Source organism: Microcoleus sp. Z1_B2 (assembly GCF_036700325.1).
Taxonomy (GTDB): domain Bacteria; phylum Cyanobacteriota; class Cyanobacteriia; order Cyanobacteriales; family Microcoleaceae; genus Microcoleus.
Genome location: NZ_JAUBOQ010000003.1, coordinates 1 through 16126, shown reverse-complemented (window position 1 = coordinate 16126; position 16126 = coordinate 1). Strand labels below are relative to the sequence as shown.

The following is a 16126-nucleotide window of genomic DNA, read 5'->3' as shown; positions in this document are numbered from 1 at the left end:
TATTTTTACCATTCTCAAAAACAGGCAAGATGCCTGTTCCACAAATACTAGATTTTATTGTGGGGAGTAGGGGTTGGGCATTTTGGCCGCCCGTAAGTTATTCCCTACTGTTTGTTTTCTTATTGCTATTTCCCTCGAAAACCTTTGCCCAAATCATTCCCGATAATACCCAGGGCCCGGAAAGTTCGCGGACTGTTTCCGATACTATCAATAACATACCCTCAGATAGAATCACGGGCGGCGCAACTCGTGGCGTTAACCTCTTTCACAGTTTGCGCGAATTTAACATCCGTGAAGGGCGGGGAGCTTATTTTGACAATCCCAGCGGAATTGCCAACATCTTCACCCGCGTTACAGGTGGCAACCCTTCTAATATTTTAGGAACTATGGGAGTTTTAGGCAACAGTAACTTATTTTTAATTAACCCAAAAGGAATTATATTCGGGCCGAATGCGCGGTTAGATTTGCGCGGTTCGTTTATTGGTTCAACGGCTGACAGTATTGTGTTTAATAACGGCTTTGAATTCAGCAGCACAAACCCGCAAACATCCCCGCTGTTAACCGTTAATATTCCCGTTGGTTTAAGATTTAGAGACAATGCCGGTGCAATTGTCAACCAATCGACGGCTTTAGGAAAGGTAAACCTGCCAGCCTCTGCTGTGCCAATCCCAATTAGCGATCGAGTTGGTTTAGCAGTAGAACCAGGTCAAACTTTAGCACTGATTGGCGGCGACATCCAACTCCCAGGCGGCAATTTAACCGCCAGCGGCGGACAAATTTTACTCGGTAGCGCAGCGAGTCCAGGTTTAGTTAATTTTGCAATGACAGCGGGGGAAAAGGGAAATTTAACTTTAAATTATGACAATCTTCAAAACTTTGGCAATATTCAAATAGCCGATGGAACACTTATTAACACCAGCGGTATTGGGGGTGGCAGAGTAGAGTTAAAAGGTGGAAATGTCGCCCTTAGCGGTGCGCGGATTTATGCGCTGACTTTGGGAAATATTGATGGTAGAGGTATCGATATCAGCGCCCAAAATTTGCGAGTGCAAAACGGCACGCAATTTTCTACCCTGACTCTCGGAGATGGTGCAGGAGGTAATATCAACTTGCGCGCTGCTGATTCTGTAGAAATGAGCGGGCTGGGAGTTGATGGCTATCAACAAGTTGTAATTAAGTATCTGGTATCGGGAACCGCAGACCCCTTTGACCCGCTATTTGTGCTGTTTAATGCTAGTGCTGGTGCTGGTTCGGGGGGGAATATTACGATCGACACTGGCCGCCTGCTGTTCAACAATGGCGTAGTAGGTAGCGGTATCACTTTTGGCGGTGGAAGGGGCGGGAATTTAATCATTCGCGCCAATACTTTTGAGATGGTGGGTTCTGGAATTAACAACGGGACGGCTAAAGAAAGTACCGGTGCGGGAGGAAGTATTAGTGTTGATGTCAATCGATTAATTATGCGCGACGGTTCTCTTCTGGGTACCACCAGCTACAGCAGTGGCCCGTCGGGGAATATCAACATTAAAGCTGCTGAATCAGTAGAATTGTCTAACACCGGCCCGAGAACTGTTGTGTCAACTGGAATCAGCACGCTGAGTATCGGTTCTAACGGAAGGGCGGGGAATATTAACGTTGATACGAAGCGGTTGACTCTCTCTGATGGTTCTGCTTTTACTTTAGGAACGGGTGTTTTAATTGGCAGGTTTTTGTTTTCTCAGGAGGGCGGGCCTGCGGGAAATTTAACTGTTAGGGCTAGTGAATCAGTAGAAATTTCTGGTATTTCTCAAGTTTTGACCAGCGGAATTCAGAATGCTAGCGCGCTGACTTCTGGAACTTTGAGTTCGAGTCGGGGTGGGGATATTCGGATTGATACGCCCAGCCTGACTGTGCGGGATGGGGGGATAGTTTCTACGAGTTCTTTGGGCTCTGGAGATGTGGGGAATATTACTGTTAATGCCGATCGCATTTCAGTCAGCGGCAGCGGAAATAATGGTTTGTTTGTCAGTACAATTGATGCTTCCGTGGGCAAGATATTTGGTACTAATCCTAATGCTACAGCAAATGCCGGTTCGTTGAATCTGAATGCCGATCGACTAATTGTCAGAGATGGAGCTACAGTCACGGTACAGGCTACGGGAACCGGACGCGCTGGTAATATCAATATTGTCGCAAATTCGATCGCTCTTGATAACAAAGCGAGTATTGACGGTACGACTGTATCCGGTACTGGAGCAAATATTAACCTGCAAGCGCGAGACATCCAATTGCGCCGCAACAGCCAAATTACCACCGATGCAGGCACTTCTGACGGCGGCAATATCAACATCAACAGCAACATTCTTGTCGCCCTCCCGCAAGAAAACAGCGACATCACAGCCAACGCCCGCACAGCAGGCGGCGGCCGCGTCAATATCAATGTCCCCAATGTTTTCGGCTTTACAGCAGCGAGTCGCGAACAAGTCAGAAACAGATTGGGGATCAGTGACGCCGAATTTGCAGCGTTGCAAGTAAGTCCTACATCTCTGCTTAATAGCAGCGACATCGCCGCAATTTCCCAAAGTGGTGGCCCGGCGTTGCAAGGAGCCGTAACATTTAGTTCTGTTGGAGTTAATCCGGTTCAAGGTTTAGTGCAACTGCAGCAAAATGTGGTCAATCCGGCTGCGTTAATTGCGGCAAATCCCTGCATCCAAGGGGCCGACAACGAGTTTACTGTGACTGGTCGGGGGGGAGTGCCACCGAGTCCTAATGAAGTTCTCAGCAGCGCTCCCTCGCCGTTTCCGTGGGTGGAACCAGCGGTAGGTGAAAGTCAGCAAGTAGAAAGCCAAAGAACATTCATAGAAATTCGGCCAAGAGAAATTATGCCCGCTCAAGGTTGGGTAATGGACGATCGAGGACAAGTGACGCTGGTAGCCTATAATGCTGGTGGTGTTGCATCTCTTCGCAGTCCGAAACCGACGGGTGTTTGCGTACCTCAATAAGTAATCTTCACGTTTTAGCTAATCCCTCGCTATTTTTATAATATTAAATTAACCACACTTCAAAGATGCAGCGCCAATCTTCCTCCCTATTTTTTGTATTTTTACTGCTGTTTCCTTTCCCCGCCGTCGCTCAATTTGTCCCCGATAATAGCTTGGGAACAGAAAGTTCGCGCACAGTTCCCGACACGATTAATAACTTACCATCGGACAGAATAGAAGGCGGTGCAACTCGCGGAGTAAATTTATTTCATAGTTTCCAAGAATTTAACATCCGTGAAGGGCGGGGAGCATATTTTGCCCGTCCTAACGGGATTGCCAACATCTTCACCCGCGTTACTGGTAGCAACCCTTCTAATATTTTAGGAACTCTGGGAGTTTTGGGAAACAGTAACTTGTTTTTAATTAACCCCAAAGGGATTGTCTTTGGCCCCAATGCTCGGTTAGATTTGCGCGGCTCATTTATTGGATCTACTGGTAGCGGCGTTCTCTTTGATAATGGCTTTGAATTTAGTGCAGCTAATTCTAATGCAGTGCCATTGTTAGCGATTAATATTCCTGTGGGTTTAAGATTTAGAGAAAATCCCGGCACAATTGTTAACTCTTCCCAAGCAATCGGCCCCACACCAACCTTACCGCCCTTGCCCGTAGAAATTCCTGTTTCTAACAAACTTGGTTTAGCAGTAGACCCCGGCCAAACTTTAGCATTAATTGGCGGAGACATTCAAATCCCAGGTGGAATTTTAACAGCTTATACCGGACAAATATTACTGGGAAGTGTGAAAAGTCCAGGTTTAGTGCAATTTGAGCCAACAGCTTTAGGTCTGAATTTAAACTACGGAAATATTCAGAACTTCGGCAATATAGAAATGAACGGTGCATTTATAAACACCAGCGGATTAGGAGGTGGAAAAATTGACATCAGAGGTGGAAATGTTACCGTCAGTAGTTCGGGAATTTATGGACTGACATTGGGAAATATTGATGGTAGAGCGATTGACATCAATGCTCAAAACTTGCGAGTAGATAGAGGGTCACAAATTTTCACCCCGACAGTGGGAGATGGGAAGGGGAGCAATATCAACATCAACGCTACTGAGTCAGTAGAAATGATCGGGTTGGGAACTGAAGGCTATCAGCGGTTTTACAGCCAATTTCTGGCATCAGGAACGCTCAATCCTTTTGACCCGCAAATTGTTCTAATCACTGGTACTGTTGGCAAGGGAGCCGCCGGAGACATTAACATTGACACCGGACGGCTGCTGCTGCGCGATGGGGTAGTGGGCGGTACCGGCACCCTGGGTGCAGGAAATGGCGGAAATCTGAATATCCGTGCTCACACCGTTGATGTCGTCAGTTCTGCGATCAATAACGGCACAACGACGGAAAGTACCGGCTCTGGCGGCAGCATAACTGTTGACGCACAACGGTTAATCCTGCGCGATGGCTCCAATCTCGTCAGTATTAGCCGCAATGATGGAGCATCGGGGAATATCGCGATTAAAGCGAATGAATCTGTAGAATTGTCGGGGAGTCTCCCTGGAAATGGGGCACAAACTGTACTCGGCACGAACTCTTTCGATGGGAATGGGAAAGCCGGGGATATTACGATCGACACTAAGCGGCTGAGTGTTTCTAATGGAGCTGCAATTAGTTTATCGACTGGTGCGATTATTGGTGAAAACGTGTTTTCTACCAGTGGGGGGGCTGGAGGAAATTTAACTGTGAGAGCTTCAGAGTCTATAGAAGTGAGCGGCGTGTCTGGAGTTTTGGGGAGTGCGAGCTTCGCACCAAGTGCTCTGGCTACTCAAAGTACAAGCTCTGGTAGGGGTGGAGATATCCGCCTCTCTACGCCCATGCTCACTCTAAGAAATGGAGGTATTATTACTGCGGCTTCTTTGGGTGCAGCAGATGCGGGAGATATTACAATTGATGCCGATCGCACAGAAGTCCAAGGCAGTGGGAATAGCGGTCAGTTCAGCAGTAGAATTGAGGCTTCGGCTGGCCGGGCGCTGAATTTTGTCAATCCCAATGCTACGGCAAATGCGGGTTCGTTGAATCTGAATGCCGATCGATTGATTCTCCGGGATAGTGCAGTGGTTAATGTTCAGTCTTTAGGCACGGGAAGGGCTGGCAATATTAACATTGTAGCTAACTCAATTGCCTTGGATAATAAAGCTAGTATTGACGGTACAACTGACGCAGGCGGTGGTGGAAATATTAATATCAGGGCGCAAGATGTCCAGTTGCGGGGCGGTAGCAGAATTACAACAGATGCAGGTATTTCTGAGGGCGGTAATATCAGAATTGACAGCGATATTTTGGTAGCTTTACCGCGAGAGAATAGTGATATTACTGCTAATGCTCGCACAGCTAGGGGCGGTCAAGTTACGGTAAATGTACCAAATATATTTGGTTTGACAGCAATTAACCGCGAACAAGCTATAAGTAGTTTAGGACTGACTGATGCTGAATTTGCGGCCTTACAAGTAAATCCAACTTCTCTAATTTCTACCAGCGACATCGCCGCGATTTCCCAAAGTGGTGGCCCGGCGTTGCAAGGAGCCGTAACATTTAGTTCTGTTGGAGTTGATCCTGTTCAAGGTTTAGTGGAACTGCCGCAAAATGTGGCCAATCCGGCTGCGTTAATTGCCGCAAATCCCTGCACGCAAGGGGCCGAGAGCGCATTTACAGTCACTGGAAAAGGAGGAGTGCCACCCAGTCCCAATGATGTTCTCAGCAGCAATTATAGCCAGTTTAATTGGGTGGAACCAGCGGTAGGTGTAAGTCAGCAAGTAGAAAGCCAAAGACCATCCATAGAAATGCGGCCAACAGAAATTATTCCCGCTCAAGGTTGGGTAATAGATGAGCAAGGAAAAGTAACGCTGGTAGCGTATAATTCAAGTAATGGTGCATCTCTTCGCAGTCCGAAACGGACGGGTGTTTGCGTACCTCAATAGGTACTCTTCAGTTTTTAGCTAACCCGTCGGTATTTTCCTAAGAGTAAATTAACAGGAATTAAAAGATGCCCCGCCAATCTTCCGCCCTATTTTTTGCATTTTTACTGCTGTTTCCTATCCCCGCCGTCGCCCAAATTGTCCCCGATAGCAGCTTGGGTGCAGAAAGTTCGCGCACAGTTCCCGACACGATTAATAACTTACCCTCAGATAGAATAGAAGGCGGTGCAACTCGCGGCGTTAACCTATTTCACAGTTTACGCGAATTTAACATCCGTGAGGGGCGGGGAGCATATTTTGCCAATCCCAGCGGAATTGCCAACATCTTCACCCGCGTTACTGGTGGCAACCCTTCTAATATTTTAGGAACTCTGGGAGTTTTGGGAAACGGCAATTTATTCTTAATTAACCCCAAAGGGATTGTCTTTGGCCCCAATGCTCGGTTAGATTTGCGAGGCTCATTTATCGGTTCTACTGGTAGCGGCGTTCTCTTTGATAATGGGTTTGAATTTAGTGCAGCTAATTCTAATGCAGTGCCATTGTTAGCGATTAATATTCCTGTGGGTTTAAGCTTTAGAGAAAATCCTGGCACAATTGTCAACTCTTCCAGTGTTACCCAAGTTATTGAAGGCACAACAATCCCCGTAGGTTTAGCAGTTCCTCCCGGTCAAACCTTAGCAATGGTGGGAGGAGATTTAATTTTTAACAATGGTTTTGCCAGCGCTTTTAGTGGCAACATTCAATTAGGAAGTGTGGCAAGTCCGGGTGTAGTAAGCTTTAGCATCACGCCCATAGGATTAGGTTTAGATTATACAAATGTTGCCAATTTTGGCAACATTGAATTATCAGGTTTATCGGCGGTGACAGCTAGCGGGCCAGGGGGAGGCGCGATCGCACTCCGGGGAGGAAATGTGACATTGCGCGATCGATCGAGCCTAGTCTCCGATACCTTGGGAAGCATTGACGGCCGCGGCATCAATATCGAAGCAGTGCGCTTTAGCCTATTAGATCGAGCCTTTGTCGGCTCCACCACTACCGGAAGCGGAGCCGGAGGCCCGATCGATGTCCGAACCGCCGAGAATATAGAACTCAAGGGAATAGGATTTGAGAACTTTCGGCGACGGATTCTCGAGCCGGGTGCAGCACAAGAGCCGCCAGATGTCGCCTCCCGCGAAAGCAGCATCATTACCGGAACCCTCGGTGCCGGCAGAGCCGGGGATATCGCGCTCGACACCAAACGATTAACTATCCGAGACGGATCGGCAATACTCAACCCTACACTCGGTACCGGAGACGGCTCTGGTGTGACAATTAGAGCCTCTGAATCGGTAGAAATCAACGCCTCCGGGCTGTTCACCACAACTTTTAACAGCGGAAATGCAGGCAGTATCGCTATCGAAACCGGTCAACTGAGTGTCAGCGACGGAGCCATTATCTCGCCCTCGACTTTTGGTGCCGGGAACAGCGGAAATCTGAGCGTGAGAGCTTCTGACTCGGTAATAGTAGCGAGAGAGCGATCGGATAGCCCCCTGAGTACGGCTCTAGCCGCTAACAGTATTGGCGGCACGGGAAGGGCAGGAAACATTGAAATTAACACCCGCTCCCTGCGCGTCGAAGCAGGGGCTAGCATCACTTCTTCGAGCGGGGTGAGAACTGCAGAGCAGGTGATTCCTGCGGGGGGGCCCGGCGGCAACATCACCGTCAACGCTTCAGACTCGGTGGAAGTGATCGGCACCGCACCGGGCGAAATTCCTTCCCGAAGTCTAATCGCTGCGGGAACGGCTGGGGGCGGCAAAGGCGGTGATGTGACGTTGAATGCCAGACGGTTGATTGTCCGAGACGGAGGAGCTATCGGAGCCTCAACTTTGGGTGAGGGACAAGGGGGAAATGTGACTGTCGCTGCTTCGGAATCGATGGAAATAGCCGGAACTACCAGAGACGGGATCTTTCCCAGCAGCATCGGCACAGCTTCGGGAGATTTGCTGTACCAGACTTTGTTGGGGCTGCAACCTCCATCTGGTGCGGCGGGAAGCTTGAGCATTGCGGCGGGCCGGTTGAGTGTCCGAGACGGCGCAGCGGTTAGCGTCCAGAGTTATGGAACGGGGGAGGCTGGCAGCATCAATGTTGTCGCAGATTCGATCGCCCTCACCACCAAAGGCAGCATTGACGGCACGACTGTATCGGGTATCGGGGCTAATATTAACTTGCGATCGCGCGACATCCAATTGCGCCGGGGGAGCCGCATCACCACTGATGCGGGCGCTGCCGACGGCGGCAATATCAACATTAAAAGCGATATTCTGGTTACTCTTCCCAACGAAAATAGCGATATTACGGCTAATGCGCGATCGGCCCAAGGTGGGCGGGTTAATATTAATGTCCCCAATGTTTTCGGGTTTACATCAGTCACTCGCGAACAGGTTCGAGCGACTTTGGGATTAACAGATGCTCAATTTGCAGCGTTGCAAGTAAGTCCGACTTCTCTAAATCCTACCAGTGATATTGCGGCGATTTCCCAAAGTAGCGGCCCGGCTTTGCAAGGTACTGTAACATTTAGTGCTTCTGGAGTGAATCCGGCTCAAGGTTTAGTGGAACTGCCGCAAAATGTGGTCGATTCGGCTGCGTTAATTGCGGCAAATCCCTGCACGCAAGAGGCCGAGAGCGCATTTACCGTCACTGGGAAAGGAGGAGTGCCACCCAGTCCCAATGATGCCCTCAGCAGCAATTCTAGCCAGTTTAATTGGGTGGAAGAGGCAGGAAGTTCGGCAACGAATGTAGAGGGTTTAACCGATGTAACCGATCGAGGGAAGAAGAAGGAAGAAGGAGAAATCCCCGATCGCGAAGTTGTGCCGGCGCAAGGTTGGGTGGTGAATGCTCAAGGAGAAGTTATGCTTGTTGGATATAATCCGGGTAATGCTGCTGACTCTCGCAATCCTCGACCTAGTTCTGTTTGTGTGCCGCGTTGAAATTAGGTTTTTTTTACCGCAGATGTAGGCGGATTAACGCGGATTAACGCAGATCAAAAATAAGATGTATTTGGGTTAATCAGTAGGTGTGTCTGCGCTTGTAATTTTATTTTCTAACTATGAAGTTTACCCGATCGCTCCGACAAGTAATTCTGTTATTTGTGATTTCCTGTCTGCTAGCAATTGCGATTCCTCCTGGAATTGCTCAGGTTAATCCACCACCAGCGGTGCAGCTTGTTCGACAAGCTCGAACTCTGTACCAAGAGGAACGTTTTTCGGAAGCTGTACCTTTGTTGCAGCAAGCGGCGGCGCAGTTTGAGGCAAAAGGCGAAAATCTCGATCGCGCCACAGCTTTGAGCAATTTAGCTGCAACCTACGGGCAGTTGGCGCTTTGGGAAGAAGCAGAAAAAGCTGTAAATTCGAGTTTGTCGGCTGTGCGAACCCAAGCCAAAACTCCCGAACAGCAGCGGATTTTAGCTGAAACTCTCAACATTCAAGGACAGTTGCAACTTGAACGCGGGCAGACTCAAGATGCGATCGAGATTTGGACGCAAGCTGCTAAAATTTTCGAGCAAATTGATAGAAAGAACCAACTTTTTCAAGTTCAAATTAATCAAAGTCGGGCTTGGGAAATTCTCGGACTTTACCCCAGGGCTTGCAAAATGATGTTAGCTTCTTTCAAGCTGGAAAACCAAACTTGCGAAGTTTCCGCAGCGGGTTTGGAAACTTTGAAAAATGAATCTGTTTCTCTCGAACAAGTCCGGGCAATTCATGCTTTAGGGCGGGTATTGCGGGTTTTGGGACAACTGGAACGATCGCAGGATGTGCTGTCACTTGGACTCGAAGCAGCCCAAAAATTAGGTAGCCGGCCAGAGGAGGCTGCAATTTATCTTAATCTGGGCAATACGGTACGGGCTAAAAGCAATAAACCGGGTTTGACACCAGAACAGCGGGCGGATTGGGAACGCTTTGCCCTAGAGTATTATGGTCGATCGATCCAGGCGATGCCGGATCGATCGCCCCTACAAATTCAGGCAAAGTTAAATCAATTGAGTTTGTTAGTCGATCGCCAAGATTGGTCGGAAGCAGAGGCTTTGTGGCGTTCTCTCGAATCTCAAACCGATCAATTTGGCTCGAATCGCGCCGGACTTTACGCTCAAATTAATTTAGCTCAAAGCTTGATGAAATTAGCTCAGTCGCCTGCGAAAACTTTGAGTTTAAGCGATATTGACACAATGCTCGATCGCTCTGTCGAAGGAGCAAACAGTTTGGGCGATCGACGAATACAAGCTTATATTCTGGCAGCAAAAGGCAAACTATCGGAAATCCAACAGCAGTATCAGAAAGCAGAAAATCTCACAACCGAGGCTTTGAGTTTAGCACCGGCTTTTCAATCTCCCGATATTGCTTACCAATTGTTTTGGCAACTGGGACGGATTCGGAAAGCTCAAGGAAATACAGAAGGGGCGATCGTTCAATATACTCAAGCTGTCAATATATTGTCTTCTCTGCGGGGCGATTTGGTAACAGTCAATCCCGAAGTGCAATTTTCGTTTCGGGAAAGTGCCGAACCGGTTTATCGGGAATTAGTCGGGCTGCTTTTGCAAGAGGAATCTCCCAGCCAACCTAAATTGAAACTGGCGCGCCAAACTGTGGAATCTTTGCAGTTGGCGGAATTGGACAACTTTTTTCGGGATGCTTGCGCTGATGCTAAACCAAAGTCGATCGAGGAAATCGATCCGACTGCGGCGGTGATTTATCCGATTATTTTGAGCGATCGTTTGGAGGTAATTTTGTCAATTCCCGGCAAACCCCTGCGCCGCTACGCTACGAAGAAGTCTCAAGCTGAGTTGGAAACTGCCTTCAGACAAGCCAAAAATCTCATCAGGCCTGCTGCTTTCCCCCGCAACAGGAGGCAACCCGTTGAACAGGTTTATGACTGGTTAATCCGCCCCGCAGAGGCGGATTTGACTGCCGCCGGGATTAAAACCCTGGTATTTGTGCTCGACGGTTATTTGCGAAATCTGCCGATGGCGGTGCTGCACGACGGTGAAAAGTTTTTGGTAGAAAAATACAGCATTGCTTTGGCGCCGGGATTGCAATTGCTGGCACCGAAACCGCTGAACAAAGTCAAGTTAAAAGTGCTCACCGCTGGCCTCTCGGAACCGCGTCAAGGCTTCTCGGCTTTGCCGGGGGTGAAGGAGGAAGTTCAGCAAATTGCAGCCGAGATGCCGGCGAGTTCGCTGCTGAATGAAGATTTTGTCAGCGGGCGATTGCACGATCGAATTAAAGCAGTATCTTACCCGATCGTCCATTTGGCAACTCACGGTCAGTTTAGCTCGAATGCAGCGGATACTTTTATTGTGACTTGGGATCAGAAAGTGAATGTTAAGGAGTTCGATCGACTGCTGCGAGCCCGCACTGGGGAGAGACAACAGCCGATCGAACTTTTGGTTTTGAGTGCTTGCGAAACTGCTTCGGGCGATAACCGCGCGGCTTTGGGTTTGGCGGGGGCGGCAATTCGATCGGGTGCGCGCAGCACCGCCGCCACCCTTTGGCAAGTCAACGACGAATCTACAGCTATCTTTATGACTGAGTTTTACAAGCAACTGGCTTCTTCTAAAACCAGCAAAGCTGAAGCCCTCCGCAACGCTCAATTAACGCTGTTGCAAAACCCACAGTATCAGAATCCGTATTTCTGGGCACCTTTCGTGCTAGTGGGGAATTGGCAATGATTTAAGATGGGGCATCGGGCATGGGGCATCGGGCATGGGGCATCTGACAATTTTAGATTTTAGATTTTAGATTTTAGATTGCTCAGGGCATTGGGCATCGGCGGGCGGTGGACAACAGTCAACAGTCAACAGTCAACTGACAATTGACAACTGACAATTGACAACTGACTCAAATGCAGTTGGTTTTTTGTTAAAGTTTGTAAACTGTTAAGAGTGCTTTTTGCATCTAATATTTTTTCGAGGAGTCCCATGAAGCAACTTTTGATTGCTGAGCGCTTTTGCTTAATTGCCCACGTCTTGTCAATGGCTTTTGGATTGGCAGGGTTGCTGCTGATTTTACCCCGTCCCGAATTGGTGATGAGTTTGCCACCAGCAGGGCAAACGCTATTCCAGTGGGGGATGGCTGGGGGTGGAGTAGTTTATATCATCTTTGGTGCTGCAGCGGTTGCTCTCTATGCCTTGCGGACGTTGGGTTGGGGTGCAACTCTGGCTTTTTTACTGCCTTCTGTGTTTTTGTCCTTGAGTAGCGAGTTGCTGGGAACGAGTACGGGTTTTCCCTTCGGCCACTACCACTATTTGAGCGGTTTGGGCTACAAAATTGCAGGGCTGGTTCCGTTTACCATTCCCCTCTCGTGGTTTTATCTGGGACTGGTTTCCTATGTAATTGCTCGCGCTGGAGTAGCTGGTGGTAAAGGTGAACTCAACTGGGTGCGCCAAATAGGGGCGATCGCCCTTGGTGCTTTGCTGCTAACAGCTTGGGATTTTGTACTAGATCCGGCGATGAGTCAAACTGCTGTGCCTTTTTGGGAGTTTGAGGAACTTGGGGCTTTCTTTGGGATGCCTTACCGCAATTTGGCTGGCTGGATGGGTACGGGGGCGCTATTTATGTCTGTAGCAGCTTTCTTGTGGAGAAAAACACCGATTAAATTAGAGCGATCGGAATTGGGTTTGCCCTTAATTGTTTATTTGGTAAACTTTGCTTTCGGAGCAATTATCACTGTAGTTTCCTTGGATTCTCGGTTCTGGTTCCCGACATCGCTAGCGGTGCTTCTGGGTGTAGTTCCGGCGATCGCGTTAAGCTGGATCGCTAAACCCGCAACAGGTGACGTAACCGAAACAATGCCGTCTTTGGAGACATCTGTTATCACGGCCCAAATTCCACCTGAGCCCGTGGGCGTTTTGCGTAAGTGAGTTGCTAGTGAGCAACCCCGGCTGATTTAGCAAAAATTTACACTAAATTTTGAGCTAGTTTAAAAACCCGGTTTCTACAAGAAACCGGGTTTTTCAATGGCGATTTTTTCATTCCCAATTCCTGTAATATGTTTGAGGTCAAAATTTTATTAAATTTTTAAATTGACACCAACCGTAATTCCCAATTCTTCAATTGAAAATCTAAAATCTAAAATCTAAAATCTAAAATCCCATGATCGCCCCTCACCTGTTCTCCCAACCGCTGACAAGTATCATCGCTGTCGCACTCTTGCTGCTGCAATTGCCCGCTGCAGCCCTTCTGATGTCGCGTTTGATTAAAGGCCCATCGCGCATCCCGCCCCTGGAACCGGATTCGCCGACGCTGGATTTGTTGGGTAGTTGTACTGCGGTAGTACCGACTTTGAACGAAGCCGATCGCATTTCGCCTTGTTTGGAAGGATTAAGTCGCCAAAGTTACGAACTCCGAGAAGCGATCGTGGTTGACAGCTATTCGGTAGACGGAACCGGAGATTTAGTCAAAGCAGCAGCACAAAAAGACCCCCGGTTTCGCTTGATTAACGACGATCCGCTGCCGGCGGGTTGGGTAGGGCGTCCGTGGGCGCTGAATGCGGGTTTTTTGGCAAGTTCCGAGAAGTGCGAGTGGATTTTGGGGATAGATGCGGATACTGTGCCGCATCCGGGTTTGATTGCGAGTTTGCTCAAAACAGCGAAAGCTGGAAATTACGATTTGATTTCGCTGTCGCCCCAGTTTATCCTCAAGTATCCAGGGGAGTTGTGGCTGCAACCGGCTTTGTTAATGACTTTGGTTTATCGGTTCGGGCCGACGGGGACTGGCGGGGATGTGCCGGAACGGGTGATGGCGAACGGTCAGTGTTTTCTCTGTAAGCGCGAGGTTTTGGTGGCATTGGGGGGCTATGAGGTCGCGAGGGGTTCTTTTTGCGATGATGTGACTCTGGCTCGCTATGCGGCTGCTAAGGGCTTTAAGGTGGGCTTTTTGGATGGGGCTAAGGTGTTGAAGGTGCGGATGTATGAGGGGGCGATCGAGACTTGGAATGAATGGGGTCGATCGCTCGATTTGAAAGATGCTGCTTCTGGCGGTCAAATTTGGGGCGATTTGTGGCTGTTGCTGGCGGTTCAAGGTTTGCCGGTGCCGATTGTGTTGTGCTATTTGCTGTTTGGTTCGCTGCCGCCGGTTGGTGTATTTCCGCACTTTTGGCTGTTGGGATTGAATGTATTTTTGGTTGCAGTGCGATCGGCTTTGTGTTTGGCGATCGCACCTTCCTACGATACAACTGGCGCATCGGGTAAATGGCTGTTTTGGCTGTCACCTTTAGCCGATCCGCTGGCGTTTTTGCGTATTCTCATTTCTGCTTTTAATCAGCCTACTCAGTGGCGCGGCAGAAAGTATGAATAATCGTTAAATTTTTGCTACAGCTTTTAAAATTGGTAGAAGTGCGATCGCCCTTTTGGATCGAATGGGCGATCGTACTTTTCTTGATTTCCTAAATCAACCGGAAATTAGCGGATGTAATCGAATTGGCACTCACTCCAATCATCACACCTAACTCCTCTCCTGTCAAGACATTTTTGATGAGAGTTCCCTGAGTATTTTGAGTTATGGCTAACTGACCAAAACTCAAACCTCCGGTTAGTGCGATCAAGTCTTGGCCGATTGTAAAATCAGCGATGATATCAAATCCTTGACCAGTTGTTAAGACAAAGATATCGTTACCGCTACCACCAATCAAACTATCATTTCCCAAGTCTCCGTAAAGAATATCATCACCTTTCCCGCCTAGGAGAGTATCGTTATCTTGCCCTCCATAAATAGTATCATTTCCTTCGCACCCTCCCAGGATATCTGCTCCTTCGTTACCGCTGATGAAATCATTACCTTCACCGCCGCAGATAGTATCTGAACCTAACTGTCCAAACAGGTAGTCATCACCTTGACTGCCAAGCAGGATGTCGTTACCTTTGCCTCCATATAAAACGTCATTATCCTTACCGCCATCGATGAAATCATCATCTTTATCACCCAAAATGATGTCATCACCTTCGCGGCCATTTAGGGAGTCATTGCCTTTGCCTCCGAAGATTAAATCCTTGCCCAATTCGCCAAGCACGATGTCGTTTCCTCCATCTCCATAGAGGATGTCGTCACCTTTGCCTCCGGCGATGAAGTCATTGCCTTGGTTGCCATTAAAGATGTCGTTGCTGGCACCACCATATAAGTTGTCATTCCCGGATTTGGCATCGAATATATTGCCGTTGTTACTGCCGAGAAATTCATCGTTTTGGGCAGTGCCTATTTGAATTCCCGATACACCAAGTATGGTGTTTTCAACTGCATTGGGTTGGTTTAAGTTGGGATAGGCAATGTCATCGCAGATGCAGTCATCATTGGGTGCAGGCGTTGGTGTGGGTGCGGGTGTTACCGATGGTGTTGGCGTCGGTGTAGCTGTTTCCGCTATTGTTGGTGTTGGTGCAGGGGTTGGTACGGTTGGTGCGGGTGTTGGCGCGGGTGCTGGTGCAGGTGTTTCCGCAGGTGTTTCCGCAGGTGTTGGCGCGGGTGCAGGTGCAGGTGCAGGTGCAGGTGCAGGTGTTGGTGCAGGTGTTGGTGCAGGTGTTTCCGCAGGCGTTGGTGCAGGGGTTGGCGCGGGTGTTGGTGCAGGTGTTTCCGCAGGCGTTGGCGCGGGCGCGGGTGTTTCCGCAGGCGTTGGCGCGGGTGCGGGTGCAGGTGCAGGTGCGGGTGTTGGCGCGGGCGTTGGCGCGGGTGTTGGTGCAGGTGTTTCCGCAGGCGTTGGCGCGGGTGCGGGTGCAGGTGCGGGTGCAGGTGCAGGTGCGGGTGTTGGTGCAGGTGCAGGTGCGGGTGTCGGTGCAGGTGTTTCCGCAGGCGTTGGCGCAGAGCTTGGCGCGGGTGCGGGGGCCGGTGCGGGGGCGGGTGCAGGTGCGGGCGCGGGTGCGGTGTCGTTGTCAGTGTTAGTGACTGCGACATCAGCCGCATTAACACCGCTGTAATTAGTATCGGTACTGGTAGCAGCAGCGGTGACAATGTTGTAAGCAGCGTTCCCATCTACTACTAAGTCATCTACTCCCGTAACCGTGACTGTTTGTGCCACATTCCAGTTAGCTGAGGTGAAGGTGACAGACGATTTATCTACAGTACCCTCAGCAGTGTTGTTGCTGGTTAATCCGATCGCAACATCGGCTGTTGGCTGAGAGTCTAGTTTGATTGTAAATGTGGCTTTACCGCCCGCCTCGGTTGTGGTTAATCC

7 protein-coding genes are annotated in these 16126 nt (G+C 49.2%); 6 read left to right on the top strand and 1 reads right to left on the bottom strand.

What is annotated here, in order from left to right; all coding sequences use genetic code 11:
- The first annotated feature begins 29 nt into the window (after positions 1–29).
- From QT984_RS02000 to cruG, 6 genes are all read left to right on the top strand, one after another.
- Complete coding sequence (locus QT984_RS02000) at positions 30–2981, top strand: two-partner secretion domain-containing protein (protein ID WP_333372985.1); 2952 nt, start codon at positions 30–32, stop codon at positions 2979–2981.
- A 65-nt stretch (positions 2982–3046) separates the two neighbouring features.
- A complete protein-coding gene (locus QT984_RS01995) occupies positions 3047–5938 on the top strand; it encodes an S-layer family protein (RefSeq protein ID WP_333372982.1) in 2892 nt (963 codons plus the stop codon).
- A 65-nt stretch (positions 5939–6003) separates the two neighbouring features.
- Positions 6004–8901 carry a two-partner secretion domain-containing protein gene (locus QT984_RS01990; RefSeq protein ID WP_333372979.1) on the top strand — a complete coding sequence of 966 codons (2898 nt, stop codon included), beginning with the start codon at positions 6004–6006 and terminating at the stop codon, positions 8899–8901.
- A gap of 119 nt (positions 8902–9020) precedes the next feature.
- Entirely contained in the window at positions 9021–11636 is a 2616-nt protein-coding gene (locus QT984_RS01985; protein WP_333372975.1) for a CHAT domain-containing protein, read from the top strand.
- Between the two features lie 249 nt (positions 11637–11885).
- Positions 11886–12827, top strand: a complete 942-nt coding sequence (gene cruF / locus QT984_RS01980; protein WP_333372971.1) for a gamma-carotene 1'-hydroxylase CruF — start codon at positions 11886–11888, stop codon at positions 12825–12827.
- A gap of 232 nt (positions 12828–13059) precedes the next feature.
- Entirely contained in the window at positions 13060–14262 is a 1203-nt protein-coding gene (gene cruG / locus QT984_RS01975) for a 2'-O-glycosyltransferase CruG (RefSeq protein WP_333372969.1), read from the top strand.
- 88 nt (positions 14263–14350) lie between these two features.
- Here the strand turns inward: cruG and QT984_RS01970 are convergent.
- On the bottom strand, positions 14351–16126 hold a 1776-nt coding region (locus QT984_RS01970; RefSeq protein ID WP_333372966.1), incomplete at its 5' end, for a calcium-binding protein.

Coding starts and splice junctions, on each gene's coding strand:
- cruF (WP_333372971.1), top strand. CDS start 11,886: ATGAAGCAACTTTTGATTGCTGAGCGCTTTTGCTTAATTGCCCACGTC.
- QT984_RS01995 (WP_333372982.1), top strand. CDS start 3,047: ATGCAGCGCCAATCTTCCTCCCTATTTTTTGTATTTTTACTGCTGTTT.
- QT984_RS01990 (WP_333372979.1), top strand. CDS start 6,004: ATGCCCCGCCAATCTTCCGCCCTATTTTTTGCATTTTTACTGCTGTTT.
- QT984_RS02000 (WP_333372985.1), top strand. CDS start 30: ATGCCTGTTCCACAAATACTAGATTTTATTGTGGGGAGTAGGGGTTGG.
- cruG (WP_333372969.1), top strand. CDS start 13,060: ATGATCGCCCCTCACCTGTTCTCCCAACCGCTGACAAGTATCATCGCT.
- QT984_RS01985 (WP_333372975.1), top strand. CDS start 9,021: ATGAAGTTTACCCGATCGCTCCGACAAGTAATTCTGTTATTTGTGATT.